Source organism: Massilia sp. WG5 (assembly GCF_001412595.2).
In the GTDB taxonomy this organism is placed as follows: domain Bacteria; phylum Pseudomonadota; class Gammaproteobacteria; order Burkholderiales; family Burkholderiaceae_D; genus Telluria.
Genome location: NZ_CP012640.2, coordinates 3953327 through 3973653 on the forward strand (window position 1 = coordinate 3953327; position 20327 = coordinate 3973653).

General features: G+C 65.5%; 20 protein-coding genes. 13 read left to right on the plus strand and 7 right to left on the minus strand.

The features are described from left to right. Window positions 1-65 precede the first annotated feature (65 nt). Window positions 66-1187: a diguanylate cyclase gene (locus AM586_RS17665; protein ID WP_229411296.1), complete on the plus strand. Its 1122-nt coding sequence runs from the start codon at window positions 66-68 to the stop codon at window positions 1185-1187. Here AM586_RS17665 and AM586_RS17670 read toward each other — a convergent pair. Next, on the minus strand, window positions 1179-3161 hold the full coding sequence (locus tag AM586_RS17670) for a monovalent cation:proton antiporter-2 (CPA2) family protein (RefSeq protein ID WP_047826915.1): 1983 nt from the start codon (window positions 3159-3161) through the stop codon (window positions 1179-1181). The genes AM586_RS17665 and AM586_RS17670 overlap by 9 nt on opposite strands. A 190-nt stretch (window positions 3162-3351) precedes the next feature. Between AM586_RS17670 and AM586_RS17675 the strand changes: the two genes are divergently transcribed. From AM586_RS17675 to AM586_RS17720, 10 genes are all read left to right on the plus strand, one after another. Continuing rightward, on the plus strand, window positions 3352-4374 hold the full coding sequence (locus AM586_RS17675) for an SIS domain-containing protein (RefSeq protein ID WP_047826914.1): 1023 nt from the start codon (window positions 3352-3354) through the stop codon (window positions 4372-4374). Next, window positions 4374-4907: an HAD family hydrolase gene (locus tag AM586_RS17680; RefSeq protein ID WP_197416519.1), complete on the plus strand. Its 534-nt coding sequence runs from the start codon at window positions 4374-4376 to the stop codon at window positions 4905-4907. The genes AM586_RS17675 and AM586_RS17680 overlap by 1 nt, the downstream gene beginning before the upstream one ends. A gap of 13 nt (window positions 4908-4920) precedes the next feature. Next, on the plus strand, window positions 4921-5529 hold the full coding sequence (gene lptC, locus AM586_RS17685) for an LPS export ABC transporter periplasmic protein LptC (protein WP_047826913.1): 609 nt from the start codon (window positions 4921-4923) through the stop codon (window positions 5527-5529). A 28-nt stretch (window positions 5530-5557) separates the two neighbouring features. After that, complete coding sequence (gene lptA / locus AM586_RS17690) at window positions 5558-6148, plus strand: lipopolysaccharide transport periplasmic protein LptA (RefSeq protein ID WP_047826912.1); 591 nt, start codon at window positions 5558-5560, stop codon at window positions 6146-6148. After that, on the plus strand, window positions 6145-6924 hold the full coding sequence (gene lptB / locus AM586_RS17695) for an LPS export ABC transporter ATP-binding protein (RefSeq protein ID WP_229411295.1): 780 nt from the start codon (window positions 6145-6147) through the stop codon (window positions 6922-6924). The genes lptA and lptB overlap by 4 nt, the downstream gene beginning before the upstream one ends. Before the next feature lie 2 nt (window positions 6925-6926). Continuing rightward, on the plus strand, window positions 6927-8411 hold the full coding sequence (locus AM586_RS17700) for an RNA polymerase factor sigma-54 (RefSeq protein WP_047826910.1): 1485 nt from the start codon (window positions 6927-6929) through the stop codon (window positions 8409-8411). A 62-nt stretch (window positions 8412-8473) separates the two neighbouring features. Continuing rightward, the gene (hpf, locus tag AM586_RS17705) at window positions 8474-8851 is read left to right on the plus strand and encodes a ribosome hibernation-promoting factor, HPF/YfiA family (RefSeq protein ID WP_047826909.1); all 378 of its coding nucleotides are present in this window, start codon (window positions 8474-8476) and stop codon (window positions 8849-8851) included. Window positions 8852-8950: 99 nt separating this feature from the next. After that, window positions 8951-10036, plus strand: a complete 1086-nt coding sequence (locus AM586_RS17710; protein WP_047826908.1) for an enoyl-CoA hydratase/isomerase family protein — start codon at window positions 8951-8953, stop codon at window positions 10034-10036. 77 nt (window positions 10037-10113) lie between these two features. Beyond that, a complete protein-coding gene (locus AM586_RS17715) occupies window positions 10114-11031 on the plus strand; it encodes a 3-hydroxyacyl-CoA dehydrogenase family protein (protein ID WP_047826907.1) in 918 nt (305 codons plus the stop codon). 99 nt (window positions 11032-11130) lie between these two features. Continuing rightward, window positions 11131-12534, plus strand: a complete 1404-nt coding sequence (locus tag AM586_RS17720) for a GntP family permease (protein WP_047826906.1) — start codon at window positions 11131-11133, stop codon at window positions 12532-12534. A 64-nt stretch (window positions 12535-12598) separates the two neighbouring features. On the opposite strand, the gene rapZ is transcribed toward AM586_RS17720, so the two are convergent. From rapZ to ilvA, 5 genes are all read right to left on the minus strand, one after another. Further along, window positions 12599-13462 (minus strand): RNase adapter RapZ, encoded by an 864-nt coding sequence (rapZ, locus tag AM586_RS17725; RefSeq protein ID WP_047826905.1) that lies wholly within the window; start codon window positions 13460-13462, stop codon window positions 12599-12601. A gap of 25 nt (window positions 13463-13487) precedes the next feature. Further along, the gene (gene hprK, locus AM586_RS17730) at window positions 13488-14423 is read right to left on the minus strand and encodes an HPr(Ser) kinase/phosphatase (protein ID WP_047826904.1); all 936 of its coding nucleotides are present in this window, start codon (window positions 14421-14423) and stop codon (window positions 13488-13490) included. Between the two features lie 15 nt (window positions 14424-14438). Further along, window positions 14439-14921 carry a PTS sugar transporter subunit IIA gene (locus AM586_RS17735; protein WP_047826903.1) on the minus strand — a complete coding sequence of 161 codons (483 nt, stop codon included), beginning with the start codon at window positions 14919-14921 and terminating at the stop codon, window positions 14439-14441. 377 nt (window positions 14922-15298) lie between these two features. After that, window positions 15299-16129: an NADPH-dependent 7-cyano-7-deazaguanine reductase QueF gene (queF, locus tag AM586_RS17740; RefSeq protein WP_047826902.1), complete on the minus strand. Its 831-nt coding sequence runs from the start codon at window positions 16127-16129 to the stop codon at window positions 15299-15301. Between the two features lie 125 nt (window positions 16130-16254). Further along, window positions 16255-17877, minus strand: coding sequence for a threonine ammonia-lyase, biosynthetic (ilvA, locus tag AM586_RS17745; RefSeq protein ID WP_373887960.1), 1623 nt, complete (start codon window positions 17875-17877; stop codon window positions 16255-16257). An 86-nt stretch (window positions 17878-17963) separates the two neighbouring features. On the opposite strand from ilvA, the gene AM586_RS17750 reads away from it, so the two are divergent. Then, a complete protein-coding gene (locus AM586_RS17750; protein WP_047826900.1) occupies window positions 17964-18467 on the plus strand; it encodes a YqaA family protein in 504 nt (167 codons plus the stop codon). Here AM586_RS17750 and AM586_RS17755 read toward each other — a convergent pair. Further along, window positions 18456-18857 carry a MerR family transcriptional regulator gene (locus AM586_RS17755; protein WP_229411294.1) on the minus strand — a complete coding sequence of 134 codons (402 nt, stop codon included), beginning with the start codon at window positions 18855-18857 and terminating at the stop codon, window positions 18456-18458. The two genes, AM586_RS17750 and AM586_RS17755, sit on opposite strands and share 12 nt — an antisense overlap. A 66-nt stretch (window positions 18858-18923) precedes the next feature. On the opposite strand from AM586_RS17755, the gene AM586_RS17760 reads away from it, so the two are divergent. Then, on the plus strand, window positions 18924-20177 hold the full coding sequence (locus tag AM586_RS17760; protein ID WP_047826898.1) for an NADH:flavin oxidoreductase/NADH oxidase family protein: 1254 nt from the start codon (window positions 18924-18926) through the stop codon (window positions 20175-20177). The last annotated feature ends 150 nt before the right edge of the window (window positions 20178-20327 follow it).

The following is a 20327-nucleotide window of genomic DNA, read 5'->3' on the forward strand; positions in this document are numbered from 1 at the left end:
AGTTTTCGATTTGCAACGCGGCCGAGTTGGCGTAATGTATGGACTAATTGCTGAAAGGAATGTCCATGCACGAGCAGCAGGGCGCCAGTGTGCGCGAACTGATGGCCGAGAACGCCGCGCTGCGCAGGCAGCTCGCCAGCCTGATCGACCAGGCGGAGAGCAACCACGCGATCATGATGCGCCACCAGGCCTTCGATCTCGATATCGTGAGTGCGGGCAGTTTCCAGGAACTGGTCGCCACCATCTTCCGCCAGCTGCCGATCGTCTCGAATCTCGACATCGTGACCCTGTCGCTGGTCGACACGGATGCCGACATCTTTACGGTGATGCACAAGCTGGGCGTGGACTTCGACGCCCTGCCCAACCTGCTGTTCCATGAACATGCCGGGGAGCTGGGTTTCGACCTCGCGCGCGGCCACCCGCCCAAGCCGCGCTTGCAGCCGTATCACCCGGTCAGCCATGCGGTGGCCTTCCCGCATCCGCCCGCCGGCCTGGCCAGCGTCGCGCTGGTGCCGCTGCTGCGCAACCGGCGCCTGCTCGGCAGCCTGAACCTGGGCAGCCGCGACTTCAGCCGTTTCACGCCGCTGCTGGGCACGGATTTCGTCGAGCACATGGGTTCGATCATCGCGATCTGCCTCGAGAACGTGATCAGCAACGAGATGCTGAAGTACATCGGCCTGACCGATGCGCTGACCGGCGTCTACAACCGCCGCTACATGGACCGCCGCCTGGCCGAGGAGATCGCCAGGGCCCGCCGCCAGTCCTACCAGATCGCCTGCCTGTACATCGATATCGACCACTTCAAGCAGGTCAACGACACCCACGGCCACCAGGCCGGCGACGACGTGCTGCGCGAAGTGGCCGCGCGCATCAAGGCCGAGCTGCGCATGTCGGACGCGCTGGGCCGCTTCGGCGGCGAGGAATTCGTGGCGCTGCTGATCGATGCCGAGCTGGAAAGCGCCAGTGTGGTGGCGCAGCGCATCCGCGCCAGCGTGGCCGACCAGCCTTTCCTGCTGGGGGACGGGCAGGGGCTGCCGGTGACGGTGTCGATCGGGGTGGCGGCGCTCGGCGGCGTCGAGCGCGAGCAGGCGGTCGAGGAAGTGGCCCAGGCGCTGGTGGCGCAGGCCGACCAGGCGCTGTATCAGGCCAAGCAGAACGGGCGGAATCAGGTCGTGGCGTCAGCGTAAAAGACGTCCTTCCGCGCGGGTAACGGCCGTCCCGGTCCCGCGCAGCACCACCACGTCGCCGGCGCGCAGCTCGGTGTCCTCCTCCGGCTCGATGCGCTGGTTGCCGCGCCGGACCGCGGTCACCTCGGCGCCGACATCGTCCAGTTCCAGGTCGCCCAGGCAGCGGCCGACCGCGCCGGCATCCTCGTTCAGCACCACCGAATGCAGGCGCACGTAGCTGTGTTCGGGGTCTTCGCTGATGTCGCTGGCGCCGTGGAAGAAGCCGCGCAGCGAGGCGTAGCGCTCGTCGCGCGCGGCCTGCACCCGGTGCACCACCCGCCGCAGCGGCACCCCCATCACCACCAGCGCGTGCGAGGCCAGCATCAGGCTCGATTCCAGCGCTTCCGGCACCACTTCGGTGGCGCCGGCCTTTTTCAGGACGTCGAGCTCGGTGTCGTCGTGGGCGCGCACGATCACCGGCAGCGCCGGCGCCAGCTCGTGCACCAGGTGCAGCACCTTCAGCGCCAGGCGAGTATCGGCGAAGGTGATCACCAGCGCGCTGGCGCGGTTGATGCCGGCCGCGATCAGGGATTCGCGGCGCGAGCAGTCGCCATAGGAGACGTTGGCGCCGGCCGCGCGCGCTTCCTGGACCCGTTCGGGATCGAGGTCGAGCGCATACCAGGGCAGCTTTTCTTCCGACAGCAGGGTGGCCAGGCTCTGGCCGCTGCGCCCGAAGCCGGCGATGATCACGTGCTTCTGGGCCGCCATCGTGCGGCTCGCGATCTGGGTCAGCTGCAGCGATTGCAGCATCCATTCGTTGGACGCCATCTTCATCACGATCCGGTCGCTGTTGGCGATCGCGAAGGGTGCGACCAGCATCGACAGCACCATCGAGGCCAGCACCAGCTGGATCAGGAAGGGATCGATCAGCTTCGAGCCGGAGGCCAGGTTCAGCAGCACGAAGCCGAACTCGCCGGCCTGCGCCAGCGCCAGGCCGGTGCGCATCGCCACGCCGTCGGACGAACCGAAGGCCTTCGCCAGCGCCGCGATCAGGGCGAACTTGAGCAGCACCGGCGCTACCAGCAGCAGCAGCACCAGCCACCAGTGGCGCGCCACCAGCTCCAGGTTGAGCAGCATGCCGATGCTGATGAAGAACAGGCCGAGCAGCACGTCGCGGAAGGGCTTGATGTCTTCTTCCACCTGGTGCTTGTACTGGGTCTCGGAGATCAGCATGCCTGCCACGAAGGCGCCCAGCGCCATCGACAGGCCGGCGCGCTCGGTGATCCAGGCCGCGCCCAGGGTCACCAGCAGCAGGTTCAGCATGAACAATTCCTGCGAGCGGCGCTTGGCGACGATGGTGAACCACTTGCGCATCAGCTTCTGGCCGAAGAACAGCAGCAGCGCCAGCACGCCGGCGGCCTTGACGGCGGCCCAGCCCAGGTTCATCGCCAGCTCCTCGGCCGGCCGCGCCAGCGAGGGGATCAGGATCAGCAGCGGCACTACCGCCAGGTCCTGGAACAGCAGGATCCCGATGATGCGCCGTCCGTGCTCGCTTTCCAGCTCGAGGCGCTCGGTGAGCAGCTTGGAGACGATCGCGGTGGAGGACATCGCCAGGGCCCCGCCCAGCGCCAGCGCGGCCTGCCAGCCGATGTTCAGCGGCGCCGGCAGGCGCGGGCTCAGGAAGGCGATCAGCATGGTGACGAGGATGGTCAGCGCCACCTGCGCCAGCCCGAGCCCGAACACGATGCGCCGCATCGCCTTGAGCTGGGCCAGCGAGAATTCGAGACCGATCGAAAACATCAGGAACACCACGCCGAATTCGGCCAGGCCGTGGGTGGTGGGGCCATTGTCGGCCAGCTGCAGGGCATGCGGGCCGATCAGCACGCCGACCGCCAGGTAACCCAGCATCGGGGGCAGGTGGAGCATCCGGAACGCGACCACGCCGAGGACCGCGCTGCCTAGGAGTAATAGGGTTAATTCAAGGCCTGATGTCATGGAATCCCGATAAACCTACTGCGCGTTGCATTTTTGGACTGCGATGCTCGCTGTCCTTCCGTACAGCTGCGCTTCTCCTCCAAAACTGCCGCCGCTCGCGACGGTTTCTCGGGACCCCGGTAGTGTAAATATCTGCATTCGGTTACATCTGGCAAGTTTTTTGCTTTCCCAATTCGGCTATACTTCTACCATGAGTGTAACCGATGAAAAAATAATGCTGACAAGTTTTAACGAGACCCAGGCGAGGCGCGCACTGGAGCTGGCCCGCGAGACCCTGGACGTCGAGGGCGAGGCGATCCGCAAGCTGAGCGCGCGCCTCGACCAGGACGACAGCGTGCCGCGCGCGGTGGCGCTGATGATGGCCTGCAAGGGTCGCGTGGTCGTCTCGGGCATCGGAAAATCGGGTCACATCGGGCGCAAGATCGCCGCCACCCTGGCCTCGACCGGCACCCCGGCCCTGTTCCTGCATCCGGCGGAAGCCGCGCACGGCGACCTCGGCATGGTCACGCCGCAGGACGTCTTGATCGCGATCTCGTATTCCGGCGAGAGCGCCGAGCTGGCGGTCGTGATTCCTGCCGTCAAGCGCATGGGCGTGCCCGTGATCGCCATGACCGGCAAGCCGGGCTCGCGCCTGGCCGAGGTAGCCGACGTCCACCTCGACGTCTCGGTCGAGAAGGAAGCCTGCCCGCTGAACCTGGCGCCGACCGCCTCTACCACCGTCACCCTGGCGCTGGGCGATGCCCTCGCCGTGGCGCTGCTGGAGCTGCGCGGCTTCAAGTCGGAAGACTTCGCGCTGTCGCATCCGGGCGGCGCGCTCGGCCGCCGCCTGCTGACCCACGTGCGCGACGTGATGCGCAGCGGCGACGCGGTGCCGAAGGTCAAGCCGGAAGCGCCGCTGACCGAAGCCCTGCTGGAAATCTCGCAGAAGGGCATGGGCATGACCGCGATCGTCGACGATGCCGGCCGCCCGCTCGGCGTGTTCACCGACGGCGACCTGCGCCGCCTGATCGAGAAGACCCACGACTTCAGCAATGTGACGATCCGCGACGTCATGCACGCGAACCCGCGCCGCGTCCATCCGGAACAGCTGGCGGTCGACGCCGTTGCCGTGATGGAGGAATTCCGCATCAACCAGATGCTGGTAACCGACGCCGACGACGTGCTGGTCGGCGCCCTGCACATCCACGACCTGACCCGTGCCAAGGTGATCTGATGGTGACGCAACTGGAACACATGCAGCGTGCGGCGCGCGTGAAGGTCATGATCTTCGACGTCGACGGCGTCCTCACCGACGGCAGCCTGACCTATGGCCCGGACGGCGAAGTCACCAAGACCTTCTATGTGCTGGACGGCCTCGGCATCCAGCTGCTGAACCGCACCGGCGTGCAGACCGCGATCATCAGCGCGCGCAATTCGCCGATCGTGGTGAAGCGTGCGGCCGACCTGGGCATCACCCACGTGTTCCAGGGCCAGCACGACAAGCGCCTCGCCTTCGCCGACCTGCTCGCCAGGACCGGCGTGACGGCTGAGCAGTGCGGCTACATCGGCGACGACGTGATCGACCTGCCGCTGTTCACCCGGGTCGGTTTTGCGGTGACGGTGCCGAGCGGCCATCCGGAAGTGCAGTACCGCGCCCACTACGTCACGAAGAACCCGGGCGGCCGCGGCGCCGTGCGCGAAGTCTGCGACATGCTGATGCGCGCCCAGGGCAGCTACGAACAGGCAATGGCGCCGTATTTTGGATAATCCCACGCAAGCCATGGCGACCACCACCTACGTCAACAAGCGTACCGCGCACCGCTGGCGCCTGCTGGCCCTGATGCTGGCGGCGCTGTTCTTCGCCTTCGGCAGCTTCTGGCTGGTGCAGGTGATGCGCGGTGGCGACGATGTGCACAACGTCAACGTGGGCAACGATCCCGACTACATCATCGACAACTTCAGCTTCGTGCGCATGTCGGAAACCGGCCAGCCGCGCTACGTGATCTCGGGCGAGCGCCTGACCCACCGACCGGCCAACAACACCTCGGTGATCGACAAGCCGGTGGTGCAGAGCCTGAGCGTGGACCATCCGCACATGACCATGACGGCGGACACCGCGCACGTCAACCAGGACCAGAACCAGATCGACCTGGTCGGCAACGTCGACATCACCCGTCCGGGCAGCGCGACCACGCAGCCCATGCGCATCCGCACCGAGGCGCTGACCGTGCTGCCGGACGAGGAGATCTCGAAGACCGACAAGCCGATCCAGATGACGCTCGGCGCCGCTTCCGCGACCGGCGTCGGCATGGTGGCCAACAACGCCACGCAGCAGCTGGACCTGGGCGGGCGCGGCCGCATTATTTATCCGCCGCGTAGCGCACGCTGACAGGACAACCTGAAAGGATTCGCATCCAATGAAAAAAATATTCGCCGTCGCCGCTCTCTCGCTGGCAAGCCTTACCGCCAGCGCGGAGCGCGCTGATTCGCTCAAGCAGGCCCAGGTCGACTTCGACAACGGCCACCTCGACGAGGTCACCCAGACCCGCACCCTGACCGGCAATGTCGTGCTGACGCGCGGCACGCTGCTGATCAAGTCGGACAAGGCCGTGATGAAGGAATCGCCGGAAGGCTACATGATCCTGGTGCTGACCGCCGCGCCAGGAAAAATCGCGAGCTTCCGCCAGAAGCGCGACGGCGGGCCCGACCTGTGGACCGAGGGCCAGGCCCAGCGTATCGAATACGACGAGCGCACCGAAGTGGTCAAGCTGTTCTCGAACGCCGTCGTCAAGCAGCTCGAAGGCAAGCGCATGACGAGCGAAGTGAACGGCCCCTTCATCTCCTACGACAACCGCACCGAGCAGGCGAACGTGCACAACGACGCCAGCGGCGACAGCAAGCCGGGCGGCGGGCGCAGCACCATCATCATCGCACCGCGCCGTAGTCCGCCCGCTGCGGCACCCGCTGCGGCGCCGGCCGCAGCACCGTCGGGAGCAGCCAAGCAATGATGGATGTCCACGCAGACGCCGCCGCCGTCACCGGCGCCGGCAGCACCCTGGTCGTCAAGGGGCTGCAGAAAAGCTACGGCAAGCGCCTGGTGGTGCGCGACGTCTCGCTGCAGGTCGCCTGCGGCGAGGTGGTCGGCCTGCTCGGCCCGAACGGCGCCGGCAAGACCACCTCGTTCTACATGATCGTGGGCCTGGTGCCGGCCGACGCCGGTTCCATCGTCATCAACGGCACCGACATCACGAGCCTGCCGATCCACCGGCGCGCCATGCTGGGCCTGTCCTACCTGCCGCAGGAAGCCTCGGTGTTCCGCAAGCTGACGGTGGAGGAGAACATCCGCGCCGTGCTGGAACTGCAGCGCGAGAACGGCAAGCCGCTGGGCAAGGCGCGCATCCAGGAACGCCTGGACGAGCTGCTGGCCGACCTGCAGATCGAGAAGCTGCGCGAGAACCCGGCGCTGTCGCTGTCGGGCGGCGAGCGGCGCCGCGTGGAGATCGCGCGCGCGCTGGCGACCGACCCGCGCTTCGTGCTGCTGGACGAACCCTTCGCCGGCGTCGATCCGATCGCGGTGATCGAGATCCAGCGCATCGTGCGCTTCCTGAAGGAGCGCGGGATCGGCGTGCTGATTACCGACCACAATGTGCGCGAGACGCTTGGCATCTGCGATCGCGCGTATATCATCAACCAGGGCGCGGTGCTGGCTTCCGGACGTCCTGACGATATCATCGCCAACGAATCGGTCCGCCGCGTCTACCTGGGTGAACACTTCCGGATGTAGCCATGAAACAGACGCTGCAACTCAAGACATCACAGCACCTTGCGCTGACGCCGCAACTCCAGCAGTCGATCCGGCTGCTGCAGCTGTCCACTCTCGAGCTGCACCAGGAGATCGAGCAGGTACTGAGCGACAATCCGCTGCTCGAGCGCCTCGACGATCCGCTCGACCGCTCCGTGCGCCTGCTGGCGGACGGCGCCATCAACAACGGCGCCTCGACCTCCACCACGCCTGACGCGCCGCCCGCCCAGAGCCAGGGCGAGGAGGGCAAGGACAACGCCGGCGGCGAGGGCGAGGGCGGCGACAGCGGCGAGGCCGGCGGCGCCGAGCACGACATGGAATGGGGCGAGCCGGGCCGCTCCGGCAACGGCGGCGAGGACGAAGACGGCCGCCCGCAGCTGGAAGCCAGCCCGGTCTCGCTGCGTGAACACCTGATGGAACAGGTGCGCCTGACCTGCATCTCGCCGCGCGACTGCGCGCTGGTCGAGATCGTCGTCGATACCCTCGACGACAACGGCTACCTCGAGGAATCGCTGGACGAGCTGCATGCGCGCATGCCGCCCGAACTGGAGATCGAGTTCGACGAACTGCGCACGGCCCTGTCGCTGGTGCAGAGCATGGACCCGCCCGGCGTCGGCGCCCGCAGCGCCGCCGAATGCCTGGCGCTGCAGATCCGCCGCATGCCCGGCGTGCCGATGGTGACGCGGCGCATGGCGCTGACCATCGTCGAACGCTACCTGACCTGGTTCGCGCAGCGCGAATTCAACAAGCTCAAGAAGGCCCTCGACTGCGACGACGAAGACCTGCGCGAAGCCCAGGCCGTGATCCGCCAGTGCAATCCGCATCCGGGCGCGGCCTTCGCTTCCGACGTCTCCGACTTCGTGGTGCCGGACGTGATCGTGCGCCGCGCGAAGGACGGCTGGAGCGTGCAGCTGAATCCGGAAGTGATGCCGCGCCTGCGCGTGAACAGCATCTACGCTGCCTTGATGAAGCAGGGAAAATCGGAGTCGCAGCTGAATGCACAATTGCAAGAAGCGAAGTGGCTCATCAAGAACATGCGCCAGCGCTTCGACACGATCCTGCGTGTAGCGCAAGCAATCGTCGAGCGCCAGCGGAACTTTTTCTCCCACGGCGCAGTTGCCATGCGGCCCCTTGTTTTACGTGAGATAGCTGATACACTAGGTCTACACGAGAGCACAATTTCTCGCGTCACAACGCAGAAATACATGCTGACGCCGCACGGCATGTTTGAGCTGAAGTACTTTTTCGGGAGTCACGTCGCGACCGAGGCAGGAGGCGAAGCATCCTCGACCGCGATCCGGGCTCTTATCGTACAACTCACAGGAGCAGAAGACCCCAAGAACCCTTTATCCGACAGCAAGATCGCGGAGATGCTAGGGGAACAGGGAATGGTTATCGCACGCCGCACGGTCGCGAAATACCGTGAGGCGCTGAAGATCCCGCCCGTTAGCCTTCGCAAATCCTTGTAACAAGCTGCCCAGCTGCGCAAGATGCGCGCATGTCCTGGCAGCGCATCTTCAAAGGAGTGTGTATGAATCTCACTATCAGCGGACATCATCTCGATGTAACCCCAGCAATCCGAGAATACGTACAGAACAAGCTTGAACGCATCACCCGCCATTTCGATCAAGTGATCGACTCCCACGTCATCCTCTGCATAGACAATCTCACCGAGAAAGAAAAACGCCAGAAGGCCGAGATCAACTTGCGCGTTGCTGGGAAGATCGTTCACGTTGCGAGCGCCGCACACGACCTCTACGCCGCGATCGACATGCTGATGGACCGCCTCGACAGGCAAGTCCAGAAGTACAAGCAGATGCTTCAGAATCACAGTAACACTCCGCTGAAACGCATGAGCAACGAATCCAACGAGTCCATTGAGGGAGGAGAAGCTGCCGCCGCAGCGTGATCATTCCGCAGGCACAGCAAGGACTAAGGGCGCATTGGCGCCCTTTTCGTTTGTTGGGCGCTAGAATGCCGTTTTCCATTTCATGAATAACAAAGAGACATGAGCGAATACGTGCAGACCCGCGTCGCCAACGGCACCGGCATCATTACCCTGGACCGGCCCAAGGCCCTGAACTCGCTGTCGCTGGACATGGTGCGCGCGCTGACGGCAGCCCTGCTGGCCTGGCGCGACGAGGCCGGCGTCGACGCCGTCATTATCAAGAGCACCAGCGAAAAAGCCCTGTGCGCGGGCGGCGACATCCGCTTCTTCCACCAGGCCGGGCATGCCACGCCGACGGGCGGGAGTGCGCTGCTGGAAGACTTCTTTACCGAAGAATACGCGCTGAACCACCTGATCCATTTCTATCCGAAACCGTATATTGCGCTGATGGACGGGGTGGTTATGGGCGGCGGCATGGGCATCGCCCAAGGCGGCCCGGACAGCGGCCTGCGCGTCGTGACCGAACGCACGAAGATGGCGATGCCCGAGGTGAACATCGGCCTGTTCCCGGACGTCGGCGGCAGCCATTTCCTGTCGCATGCGCCGGGCGCGCTCGGCATGTACCTGGGCCTGACCGGCAACACCATCGGCGCCGCCGATGCCCTCTACGTCGGCCTGGCCGACGTGTTTGTCCCCGCTGCGCAATTGCCTGCGCTGCAGGACCTGATCGCCGCCACGCCGGGCGCACAATTGCCGGCCGCGATCCGCGCCTTCGCGGCGCCGTTCGCAGCGCAGGCAGGCGACAGCCAGCTGCAGCAACAGCGTGCGCTGATCGATCGCCATTTCGCGGCATCCTCGGTGCAGGCCGTGATGGAGTCGCTGGCCGGCGACGCCAGCCCCTTCGCGCAGAAAGCCCTGGCCGCCATGCGCCAGCGCTCGCCGCTGATGATGTCCGTGACGCGCGAGATGCTGGTGCGCGGCGCCAGCATGGACGTGGCCGGCTGCCTGCGCATGGAGCGCTCCCTGGTGCGCCGCAACTTCGAGCACGGCGAGGTGCTGGAAGGCGTGCGCGCCCTGGTGATCGACAAGGACAATGCGCCGGCATGGAACCCGCCGACGCTCGAGGCCGTCACACCGGAGATGGTGGCGCGCTTCTTCGAGCCGGTGTGGCCGGCGCATGCGCATCCGCTGCGGGACCTAGTATAAATACTGTAGTGCCCCGCTTTCCGATGACGCAATGCATCATCCCTGCTATCGTTGCGCCATTCGCATAAGGAGACAACATGACAGATATTCACGTCATCGGTGTCGTCGGAGGCGGCCTGATGGGCGTTGGCATCGCGACGCAGTTCGCGCTGGCCGGCCACGCCACGCTGGTAGTGGAAGCCGACCCCGAACGCGCGGCCGGGATTCCTGTCCGCGCGGCCGACATCCTGTCGCAGCTGATGGCGGCGGGCCTGGTCGACGCGCCGCAACGCGACGCCGCGCTCGCGCGCCTGCGCGTGAGCGGCGGCCTGGACGAACTGGCCGGCGCCGCCATGGCCATCGAAGCGATTCCCGAAGTCCTCGGGGCCAAGCACACGCTGTATGCCCAGCTCGAAGACATCATGGCGCCGGATGCCATCATCGCCAGCAATACCAGCGGTTTTCCGCCGGACGCGCTGTCCGAACACATGCGGAAACCGGCCCGGTTCCTGGTCGCGCATTTCTGGAACCCGCCGCACCTGATTCCGCTGGTGGAAGTGGTGCCGGGCAGCGCGACGGCGCCCGACGCGGTCGAGCGCAGCGTGCGCCTGCTGGCCGGCATCGGCATGGAGCCGGTGGTGCTGAAGGCGGCGATTCCCGGCTTCATCGGCAACCGGCTGCAGTTCGCGGTGCTGCGCGAAGCGCTCCACATCGTGCGTTCCGGCGCGGCCACGCCCGAGACCGTGGACGCCGTGATGAAAGCCTGCCTGGGGCGGCGCTACAGCATCATGGGGCCCTTCGAGAGCGCCGACCTCGGCGGCCTGCATACCCTGATGGGGATCGGCGCCAACCTGATGCCGGCGCTGGCCAAGGACGAGGAGGTGCTCGAGCTGATGCGCGCCCACGTCGACAAGGGCGAACTCGGCGCAAGCACGGGGCAGGGCTTCTATACCTGGGACGAAGACCGGATCGCAGACCTGAAGGCGCGCCGCTTGCGCCAGCTTTCAGGCAAATGAATCATCGCCGCCACGCGCGGCATGACACAAGGTGTGCCTTCACTGCCCGACGCGGCAGGGGACACCGCAATACCAAGTAAAACAATAGAGGAGTCTGTTTTGTCGTTTCTGATTGTCCTGGCCGCACTGGCCTTCCTGATGGTTGCCGCCTACCGCGGCTACAGCGTCATCCTGTTCGCCCCGATCGCCGCGCTGGGCGCGGTCCTGTTCACCGACCCTTCCGCCGTGGCCCCGGTCTTCACCGGCATCTTCATGGAAAAGATGGTCGGCTTCGTCAAGCTCTACTTCCCCGTGTTCATGCTCGGCGCCGTGTTCGGCAAGGTGATCGAGATGTCCGGCTTCTCGAAAGCCATCGTGCAGGCCGCGATCCGCTACATCGGCCGCTCGCGCGCGAACGCCGTGATCGTGGCCGTGTGCGCGCTGCTGACCTATGGCGGCGTGTCGCTGTTCGTGGTGGTGTTCGCGGTCTATCCCTTCGCAGCCGAGCTCTACCGTCAAAGCAATATCCCGAAGCGCCTGATGCCGGGCGCGATCGCGCTGGGCGCCTTCTCGTTCACGATGGATTCGCTGCCGGGCACCCCGCAGATCCAGAACATCATCCCGACCACCTTCTTCAAGACCACGGGCTGGGCCGCGCCGGTGCTCGGCACGATCGGCTCGCTGTTCATCATCGTGGTCGGCCTGGGCTACCTGGAATGGCGTCGCCGCGCCGCGATGGCCAAGGGTGAGGGCTATGGCGCCTCGCTCGTCAACGAACCGCAGGAGGCGTCCAGCGAAGCGCTGCCGAACCCGGTCATCGCGGTCCTGCCGCTGGTGCTGGTGGGCGTGGCCAACTTCGTGTTCACCAAGATGATCCCGGTCTGGTACGGCGCCGGCGCCTACACCGTGCCGGCTGAGGTGCTGCCCGGCGTGCACACCCCGGTGACCGCGACGATCAAGACCGTGCTGGGGATCTGGTCGGTCGAAGCCGCGCTGCTGCTCGGCATCCTGCTGGTGCTTGCGACCGCCTTCCGCCGCGTCAGCCAGCGCTTTGCGGCGGGCTCGAAGGAAGCCGTCGGCGGCGCCCTGCTGGCGGCGATGAACACCGCGTCGGAATACGGCTTCGGCGGCGTGATCGCCGCGCTGCCGGGCTTCATCGTCGTGAGCGATGCGCTGAAGGGGATTCCGAATCCGCTGGTGAATGCCGCGGTCTCGGTGAGCTCGCTGGCCGGCATCACCGGTTCGGCTTCGGGCGGCATGAGCATCGCGCTGGCCGCCATGTCCGACCTGTTCATCCAGGGCGCGCAAGCGGCCCACATCCCGCTGGAAGTGCTGCACCGCGTGGTCGCGATGGCCAGCGGCGGCATGGACACCCTGCCGCACAACGGCGCCGTGATCACCCTGCTGGCGGTGACCGGCCTGACCCACCGCGAATCCTATCGCGAGATCTTTGCCGTCACGATCATCAAGACGTTGGCGGTGTTCTTCGTGATCGGCGTGTATTACGCGACCGGGCTGGTGTAAGAAAACCGTCGTGCCGGGCATTGCCCGGCCCGACTCCCCGCGCAGGCGGGAGCGACGTGGCAGGCTAGTGCTGTTCGCGATGCCGCACGACCACCCGTTCGGTATCGCTGAAATATGCGCCCAGCCGCTCCGCCATGTAGACGGAGCGGTGCTGGCCGCCCGTGCAGCCGACCGCCACCGTCAGGTAGCTGCGGTTGTCGGTCTTGAACGAGGGCAGCCATTTCGCCACGAAGGCGCGGATGTCGGCCAGCATCTCGACGGCCTGGGGCTGGGCGTCGAGGAAGGCGATGACGGGCGCGTCCTTGCCGGTCAGCGGGCGCAGCGTCAGGTCGTAATAGGGATTCGGCACGGCGCGCACGTCGAACACGAAGTCGGCGTCCAGCGGCACGCCGCGCTTGAAGGCGAAGGATTCGAAGAACAGGGTCAGCTTCGCGTATTCGATCTCGGCCAGTTCCTTGACCCAGGCGCGCAGCTTGTTGGCCGACATCTCCGAGGTGTCGATCACGTGGCCCAGCTTCTCGATCGGGCCCAGGCGCTCGCGCTCCTCCAGGATGCATTCGATCAGGGTGCGGCGCGCGGCCGGGTTTTCGCCCGGCCGCAGCTCGTGCGACAGCGGATGGCTGCGGCGGGTTTCGGAAAAGCGCGCCACCAGCGAGTGGGTGCTGGCGGTCAGGTACATCACCTTGACGTCGTGCCCCTTGTCGCGCAGCATGCGCACCGTGGCCGGCAGTTCCACCAGCGACTCGGCGCTGCGGGCGTCGACCGCGATGGCGACGCACTTGCTGTCGGCGCCGTTCACCGTCTCTACCAGCGAGGGCAGCAGGGCGGGAGGCAGGTTGTCGACACAGTAATAACCTGCGTCTTCGAGGACGTTGAGGGCAACCGATTTGCCGGAGCCCGAGATACCGGTAATGAGGACGATGTGCATACGGTGATGATACCGTATCAGCGCCTTAATCGCTGCTCATGGCTTGCCTTTGCCGCTCCATGAATTCCTGCAGCGTATCGATGCCGCGCAGCTGCAGGATGGTGTTGCGCACCGCGGCTTCCAGCAGCACCGCGATGTTGCGGCCGGCCGCGACCGGGATCACGACCTTGCGGATCGGCAGGCCGAGCACGTCTTCGGTCGGGAAATGGAAGGGCAGGCGCTCGACTTCCTCGTCCAGCGCGCCGCGCTTGACGAGGTGGACGATCAGCTTCAGCCGCATCTTGCGGCGCACGGCGGTCTCGCCGAAGATCGCCTTGATGTCGAGCAGGCCCAGGCCGCGCACTTCGAGCAGGTTCTGCAGCAGCGGCGGGCAGCGGCCTTCGATCATGTTCGGGGCGATGCGCGAGAACTCCACCGCATCGTCGGCCACCAGGCCGTGCGAGCGCGAGATCAGTTCCAGGCCCAGCTCGCTCTTGCCGAGACCGGAATCGCCGGTGATCAGCACGCCCACGCCCAGCACGTCCATGAACACGCCGTGCATGATGACGCGTTGCGCCAGTTTCTTGGATAAATAGACCCGCAGGAAATCGATCACCTGGGCCGCCGGCAGCGGCGTCGAGAACAAGGGGATGTTCTGCTCGTCGCAGATAGCGAGGATGTCCGGCGGGGTGTCCAGGCCCTGGGCGATGATCAGGGCCGGCGGACCGCCCGCGATCATTTCGCCGATCATGTGGCTGCGGGAGCCGGTCTTGAGGCGCTGGTAGTAATTCAGTTCCTGGTGCCCGAACACCTGGATGCGGCCCGGGTGGATCAGGTTCAGGTGGCCGACCTGGTCGGCGGCCGAGACGGCGTCGCCCGAGATCAGGCGCTCGCCGCCAGGGAAACCTGCAAACCAGCCGAGTTGCAGGCTGTCGCGATTGTCGTCGTACAGCCTTTGGATGGTCAGCGGTGTCTGGAGCATGGAATGTTCGGTAAATTAACCCAGGGCCTGCAGGCTCGGTTGCCAGTTGATGATGCGTTCGTGCACCGAGCGCGGATCCATATCGGTCGCCAGCGCGGTACGCACGGATTCGTCCGAGAACAGTTCGGCGATCTCGGACAGGATTTCCAGGTGCTGCTGGGTCACATGGTCCGGGATCAGCAGGAAGAACAGCAGGCTCACCGGCAGGCCGTCCGGCGATTCGAAGGGGATCGGCTCGGCCAGGCGCACGAAGGCGGCCAGCGGCGACTTCAGGCTCTTGCTGCCCTTGATCCGGCCATGCGGCACGGCCACACCATGGCCGAGACCGGTAGAGCCGAGGCGTTCGCGTGCGAACAGGTTGTCCGAGACCGTCGAGCGGGCGATGCCGCAGTTGTTCTCGAAAATCAGGCCGGCCTGTTCAAAGGCGCGCTTCTTGCTCGACACTTCTAGATCCAGCTGAACGTTCTCGAGCGAGAGGATTTTGCTTAAATTAGTCATAACACGCTTCGTATTGCAGTGCACCCTGATGCTTGCGAGCGGGAATTATAGGCCTGTTTTATGGCCGTGTAATTCGATTTCGCGTCTGTCCGGCAGGCTGTTTTATCCCTACAGTGAAACGTCAATTTGAGGGAGCGCAACCGTTTTGCATCCAGACGCAATTTCCGCTACGAAATTCTAATTTCGGCGCACAGAAAGGGTTGTTTCAAGCCCATCTTTCGTATTTTCTAGCCGAATCCTGCCGACCTGCCCAGTGTGGACCTTGGCGCGGCAAAGCAATTGACGTCGCTTTGCTGCCACGTTCTGTCGTGGGAAACGGACACTAGATGGGGGCGATGCGCAGGTTTTCTATACAAGCTGCGCATTGCGCAGCGGCCTTACTGGCGGGCGGTGCGCAAATTCGGCGGTTTTCCCGTGCTGAAATTGGCGCGCCAGGGATTGATGTCGAGCCCGCCACGCCGGGTGTAGCGGGCGTACACCGCCAGCTTGTTCGGTTTGCAGTGGCGCAGGATGTCGGTAAAGATGCGCTCGACACATTGCTCGTGAAATTCGTTGTGCTCACGGAAACCGATCAGGTAGCGCAGCAGGCTTTCCTGGTCGATTTGCGGACCGACGTAATGGATCTGCACGCTGGCCCAGTCCGGCTGGCCCGTCACCAGGCAATTCGATTTCAGCAGGTGCGACACCAGGGTCTCCTCGACCGCCGCTTCCTCATGCTTGGCGCTGAGCAATTCCGGGGCCGGCGCATAGTTGTCGACCTCGATGTCGAGGCGGTCCAGCAGCAGGCCGTCCAGTTCGCCCATCTTCAGCTTGCCGAAGTCGTCCGGCATGCTCAGCGTCACATGCACCGGTGCGCCGAAGGCGTTCGACAGGTCTTCGCGCAGCAGGGCCAGTAGGGCGTCCGTGTTCGCCAGGCGGGTCTGGTTGAAGGAGTTCAGGTAGAGCTTGAACGATTTCGATTCGACGATGTTCGGCGAGTCGGCCGGGGCCGTGATGGTCGCGATCGCCACTTGCGGCTTGCCGCGCATGTTCAGCCACGACAGTTCGTAGGCATTCCAGATGTCGACGCCGAAGAAGGGCAGGGTGCCCGTCAGGGCGAGTTCGTCGCGCTTTTGCTGGCGCGAAATGGGAAACAGCAGCTCGGGCGCGTACTGGGTCTGGTAGGCCGAGGTCTTACCGAGCGGCGATTGATCAGGGGTATTGGTCATTTTTCAGTCTCGAAAGCCGGACTTGACGCGGGATCGCCGCGTCGGCAAAGCCGCGTATCCTACACCTTTATGCCAATCGATGCGTGCGCGGATGGCAGGCACGGGCGTGCCTGCCACACAAGGCCTTACAGGAACAGCTTGTAGACCGGATTCTGGGTCTCGTCCCAGTTCCGATACCCCAGTGTCGCCAGGAATTGCCTGAACTCGTCCATCTCCCCGCCCGGCACCTGCAGCCCGACCAGGATGCGCCCGACGTCGCCGCCCTGGTTGCGGTAGTGGAACAGCGAGATATTCCAGTTCGGCGCCATGCTGTCGAGGAAGCGCATCAGCGCGCCCGGGCGTTCCGGGAATTCGAAGCGGTACAGCAGCTCGTCGTGCGCCTTGGCGCTCTTGCCGCCGACCAGGTGGCGGACGTGCAGCTTGGCCAGCTCGTCGTGCGTCAGGTCGAGGGTGCGGAAACCGTGTTCCTCGAAGGTGCGCGCCAGCATGCCCGATTCGCTGCGGCTGCCGATCTGCACGCCGACGAAGATGTGGGCTTCGTCTTCGCCGCTGATGCGGTAGTTGAATTCGGTGACGTTGCGCGGGCCGACCAGCGAGCAGAAACGCTTGAAGCTGCCGCGCTGTTCGGGAATGGTGACGGCGAACAGGGCTTCGCGGTCTTCGCCGAGCTCGGCGCGCTCGGCCACGAAGCGCAGGCGGTCGAAGTTCATGTTGGCGCCGCAGGCCACCGCCACCAGGCTCTCGTTCTTCACCGGATTGCGAGTGAGTTGCGAACGCTCGACATAGGCCTTGGCGCCGGCCACGGCCAGCGCGCCGGCCGGCTCGAGGATGCTGCGGGTGTCCTGGAACACGTCCTGGATCGCGGCGCAGATCGCGTCGGTGTCGACAATCACGATCTCGTCGACCACTTCCTTGGCGATGCGGAAGGTTTCCTCGCCCACCAGCTTGACCGCGGTGCCGTCCGAGAACAGGCCGACATCGGGCAGCGTGACGCGCTCGCCCGCCTTCAGGCTCTTCGCCATCGCATCGGAATCCACGGTCTGCACGCCGATGATCTTGATGTCCGGGCGCACCGCTTTCACATAGGCGCCCACGCCGGCGATCAGGCCGCCGCCGCCGATCGCGAGGAAGATCGCGTGGATCGGGCCGGAATGCTGGCGCAGGATCTCCATGCCGATCGTGCCCTGGCCGGCGATCACGTCCGGATCGTCGAAGGGGTGGACGAAGGTCAGTTGCTGCTCGCGCTCGAGCAGCAGGGCGTGGTTGTAGGCGTCGGTATAGGAATCGCCGTGCAGCACGACTTCGACGTTGGCGCCGCCGCGCGCCTTGACCGCATTGATCTTCACCGGTGGCGTGGTGGTCGGCATCACGACCAGCGCACGGCAGCCGAGCCGGCTCGCCGACAGGGCGACACCCTGCGCATGGTTGCCGGCCGAGGCGCAGATCACGCCGCGCTTGAGCTGCTCGGGCGGCAGGTGCGCCATCTTGTTGTAGGCGCCGCGCAGCTTGAAGCTGAACACGCTCTGCATGTCCTCGCGCTTGAAATAAATGCGGTTGCCCATGCGCTGGGACAGCGTCGGCGCGAGTTCGAGCGGGGTTTCTTGGGCCACGTCGTAGACGCGCGCGGTCAGGATTTTCTTGAGGTAGTCGGTAGTCATGGCGGATGCGATCTGTGGATTCCGGGGCGACGCGAGACTGTCCTGCTTGGCGGATAAGCGATGAGGAGTCCTGGGTGGCGGGCGGCGCAGGGTGGAGCGGAGCCTGCCGTGTCGTGATGCTGGTTTTTCCTCATTATAATGGACCACTCACCTCCACCACGTCCACCACTTCTTCGATGATCGAGTCCGCCGTCCTCTGGCTGCTGAAACTTCTTGCCGCACCGGCTGTCGGACTGGCCTCCGTTTTCCTGATCGCTTTTGTGTCGGCCACCCTGCTGCCGCTGGGCTCGGAACCGGCCGTGTTCGCCGTCGTGAAAGCGAATCCGGCCATGTTCTGGCCGGCGATCCTGGTCGCCACCCTCGGCAACACGCTGGGCGGGGTGGTCGACTACTGGATCGGCTACCGCGCCAAGGTCGCCTTCGCCAAGGAGCGCAAGTCGCGCTGGTTCCACTGGCTGGCGCGCTACGGCTCGAAGACCATGCTGCTGTCCTGGGTGCCGGGCATCGGCGACCCGCTGTGCACCCTGGCCGGCTGGCTGCACCTGCCGTTCTGGCCCAGCGTGATGTACATGGCGATCGGCAAGTTCGGCCGCTACATCTTCATGACCGCGACCCTGCTGTATGTGCCGGACGGGTGGTGGAAGTGGCTCGGCGACACCACCAGCCGCCTATTCGGCTGAGCGGCACTCCGTCATGCCCTGCACCCGGCACTCGCCGCTGGCGATGGCCGTCTGCACGCGCGCCTTCGCCTCGACCACCGCGCTGCGCTGGGCGTCCAGGATCGCGCGCAGGCGGTCGATTTCTTCCAGCCGCGCCTCCAGCTTGCCGAGCAGCGTGTCCTTCAGCGCATCGCCCTGCAGCGCCGTCACCGTCCGGATCGCCTCCAGCGAAAAGCCGAGCTTCTGGCCGAGCTGGATCAGGTCGAGTCGCTCCAGCGCGCCGTCCTGGTAGGCCCGGTAGCCGTTCGCACCGCGCTGCGCCTTCGGCAGCAGGCCTTCCTTCTCGTAGTAGCGGATGGTCGATGCCGGAATGCCGCTGCGGTCCGCCAGTTCGCCGATTTTCATATTCATGCTTGACCTTGAAGTTGACTTTAAGCTTAGGATAGCGTATCGACCCCGTTTTTAGAAGGAAATGCCATGCTGTTCACCCCCCTGACCCTGCCGAACGGCGCCGTCGTCCCGAACCGCCTGGCCAAGGCCGCCATGGAGGAAACCCTGGCCGAGGCCGGCCAGTTGCCGGGGCCGGCCATCCAGCGCCTGTACCGCCGCTGGGCCGAGGGCGGTACCGGACTCATCATCACCGGCAACGTGATGGTCGACCGGCGCGCGCTGACCGGCCCGGGCACCATCGCGCTGGAGGCGGACACGCCGCTCGCGCCCTTCGAGGCCTGGGCGCGGGCGGTGCGGGCGCAGGGCGCCCAGGCATGGATGCAGATCAGCCACCCGGGGCGCCAGGTGATGGCGAACATGGGTGGCCTGGCGTGGGCGCCGTCGGCGGTGGCGCTGGATCTGGGCAAGCACAGCAAGATGTTCGCGCAACCGGTCGCGATGAGCCAGGCCGACATCGCGGAAGTCGTCGAGCGCTTCGCCGCCACCGCCCATGCGGCCGAGCGGGCGGGTTTTACGGGCGTGCAGATCCATGCGGCGCATGGCTACCTGATCTCGCAATTCCTGTCGCCGCTGACCAACCGCCGGGATGACGCCTGGGGCGGCAGCCTCGCCAACCGGGCGCGCCTGCTGCTGGAGGTCGTGCGCAGCGTGCGCGCCCGCGTGTCGGCGGGATTCTGCGTCGCGGTCAAGCTGAACTCGGCCGATTTCCAGCGCGGCGGCTTTTCCGAGACTGAAGCGCGCCAGGTGCTGGCGATGCTGAACGCCGAGCGGGTCGACCTGGTCGAGCTGTCGGGCGGCAGTTACGAGAGCCCGGCCATGCAGGGCCGCACCGCGGACGGGCGCACGCTCGCGCGCGAAGCCTACTTCCTCGAATTCGCCCGCGACCTGGCAAAGGTGGCCGGCATGCCCCTGATGACCACCGGCGGCATTGCGCGCCGCGCGGTCGCCGAACGGGTCCTGGCCGATGGGGTCGCCATCGTCGGCATCGCGACGGCGCTGGCCGCCGTGCCCGACCTGCCGCGCCAGTGGCAGGCGGGACGCGAGCCGGCCGCCAGCATGCCCGCGGTCGACTGGAAGGACAAGGCGCTCGTCAGCCTGGCGCGGATGGCGCTGGTGCGCCGCCGCCTGCATGCGCTGGGCCGGGGCGGCGGGGCGCTGTCGGCCTACAGCCCGGCGGTCACGCTGGTGCTGGACCAGGTGCGCAGCCTGCGGCTGACGCGGCGCTACAGGGCGTGGAGCAAAGGAGCCTGGAGCAAAGGAATGTCCACCCAACGTGGATAAGATGCCTCGTGCATGATATGGCCGAGTTTTCGGTGCAAAAATACGTTTTTATGCACCGAAAATTTGCACGGAAAACCATTTTTCCGATGTTTGTGCTAAACCCGGTGTATCAAAAACGATCACTAAGCCAGCATGGTGCATCGCAATAAG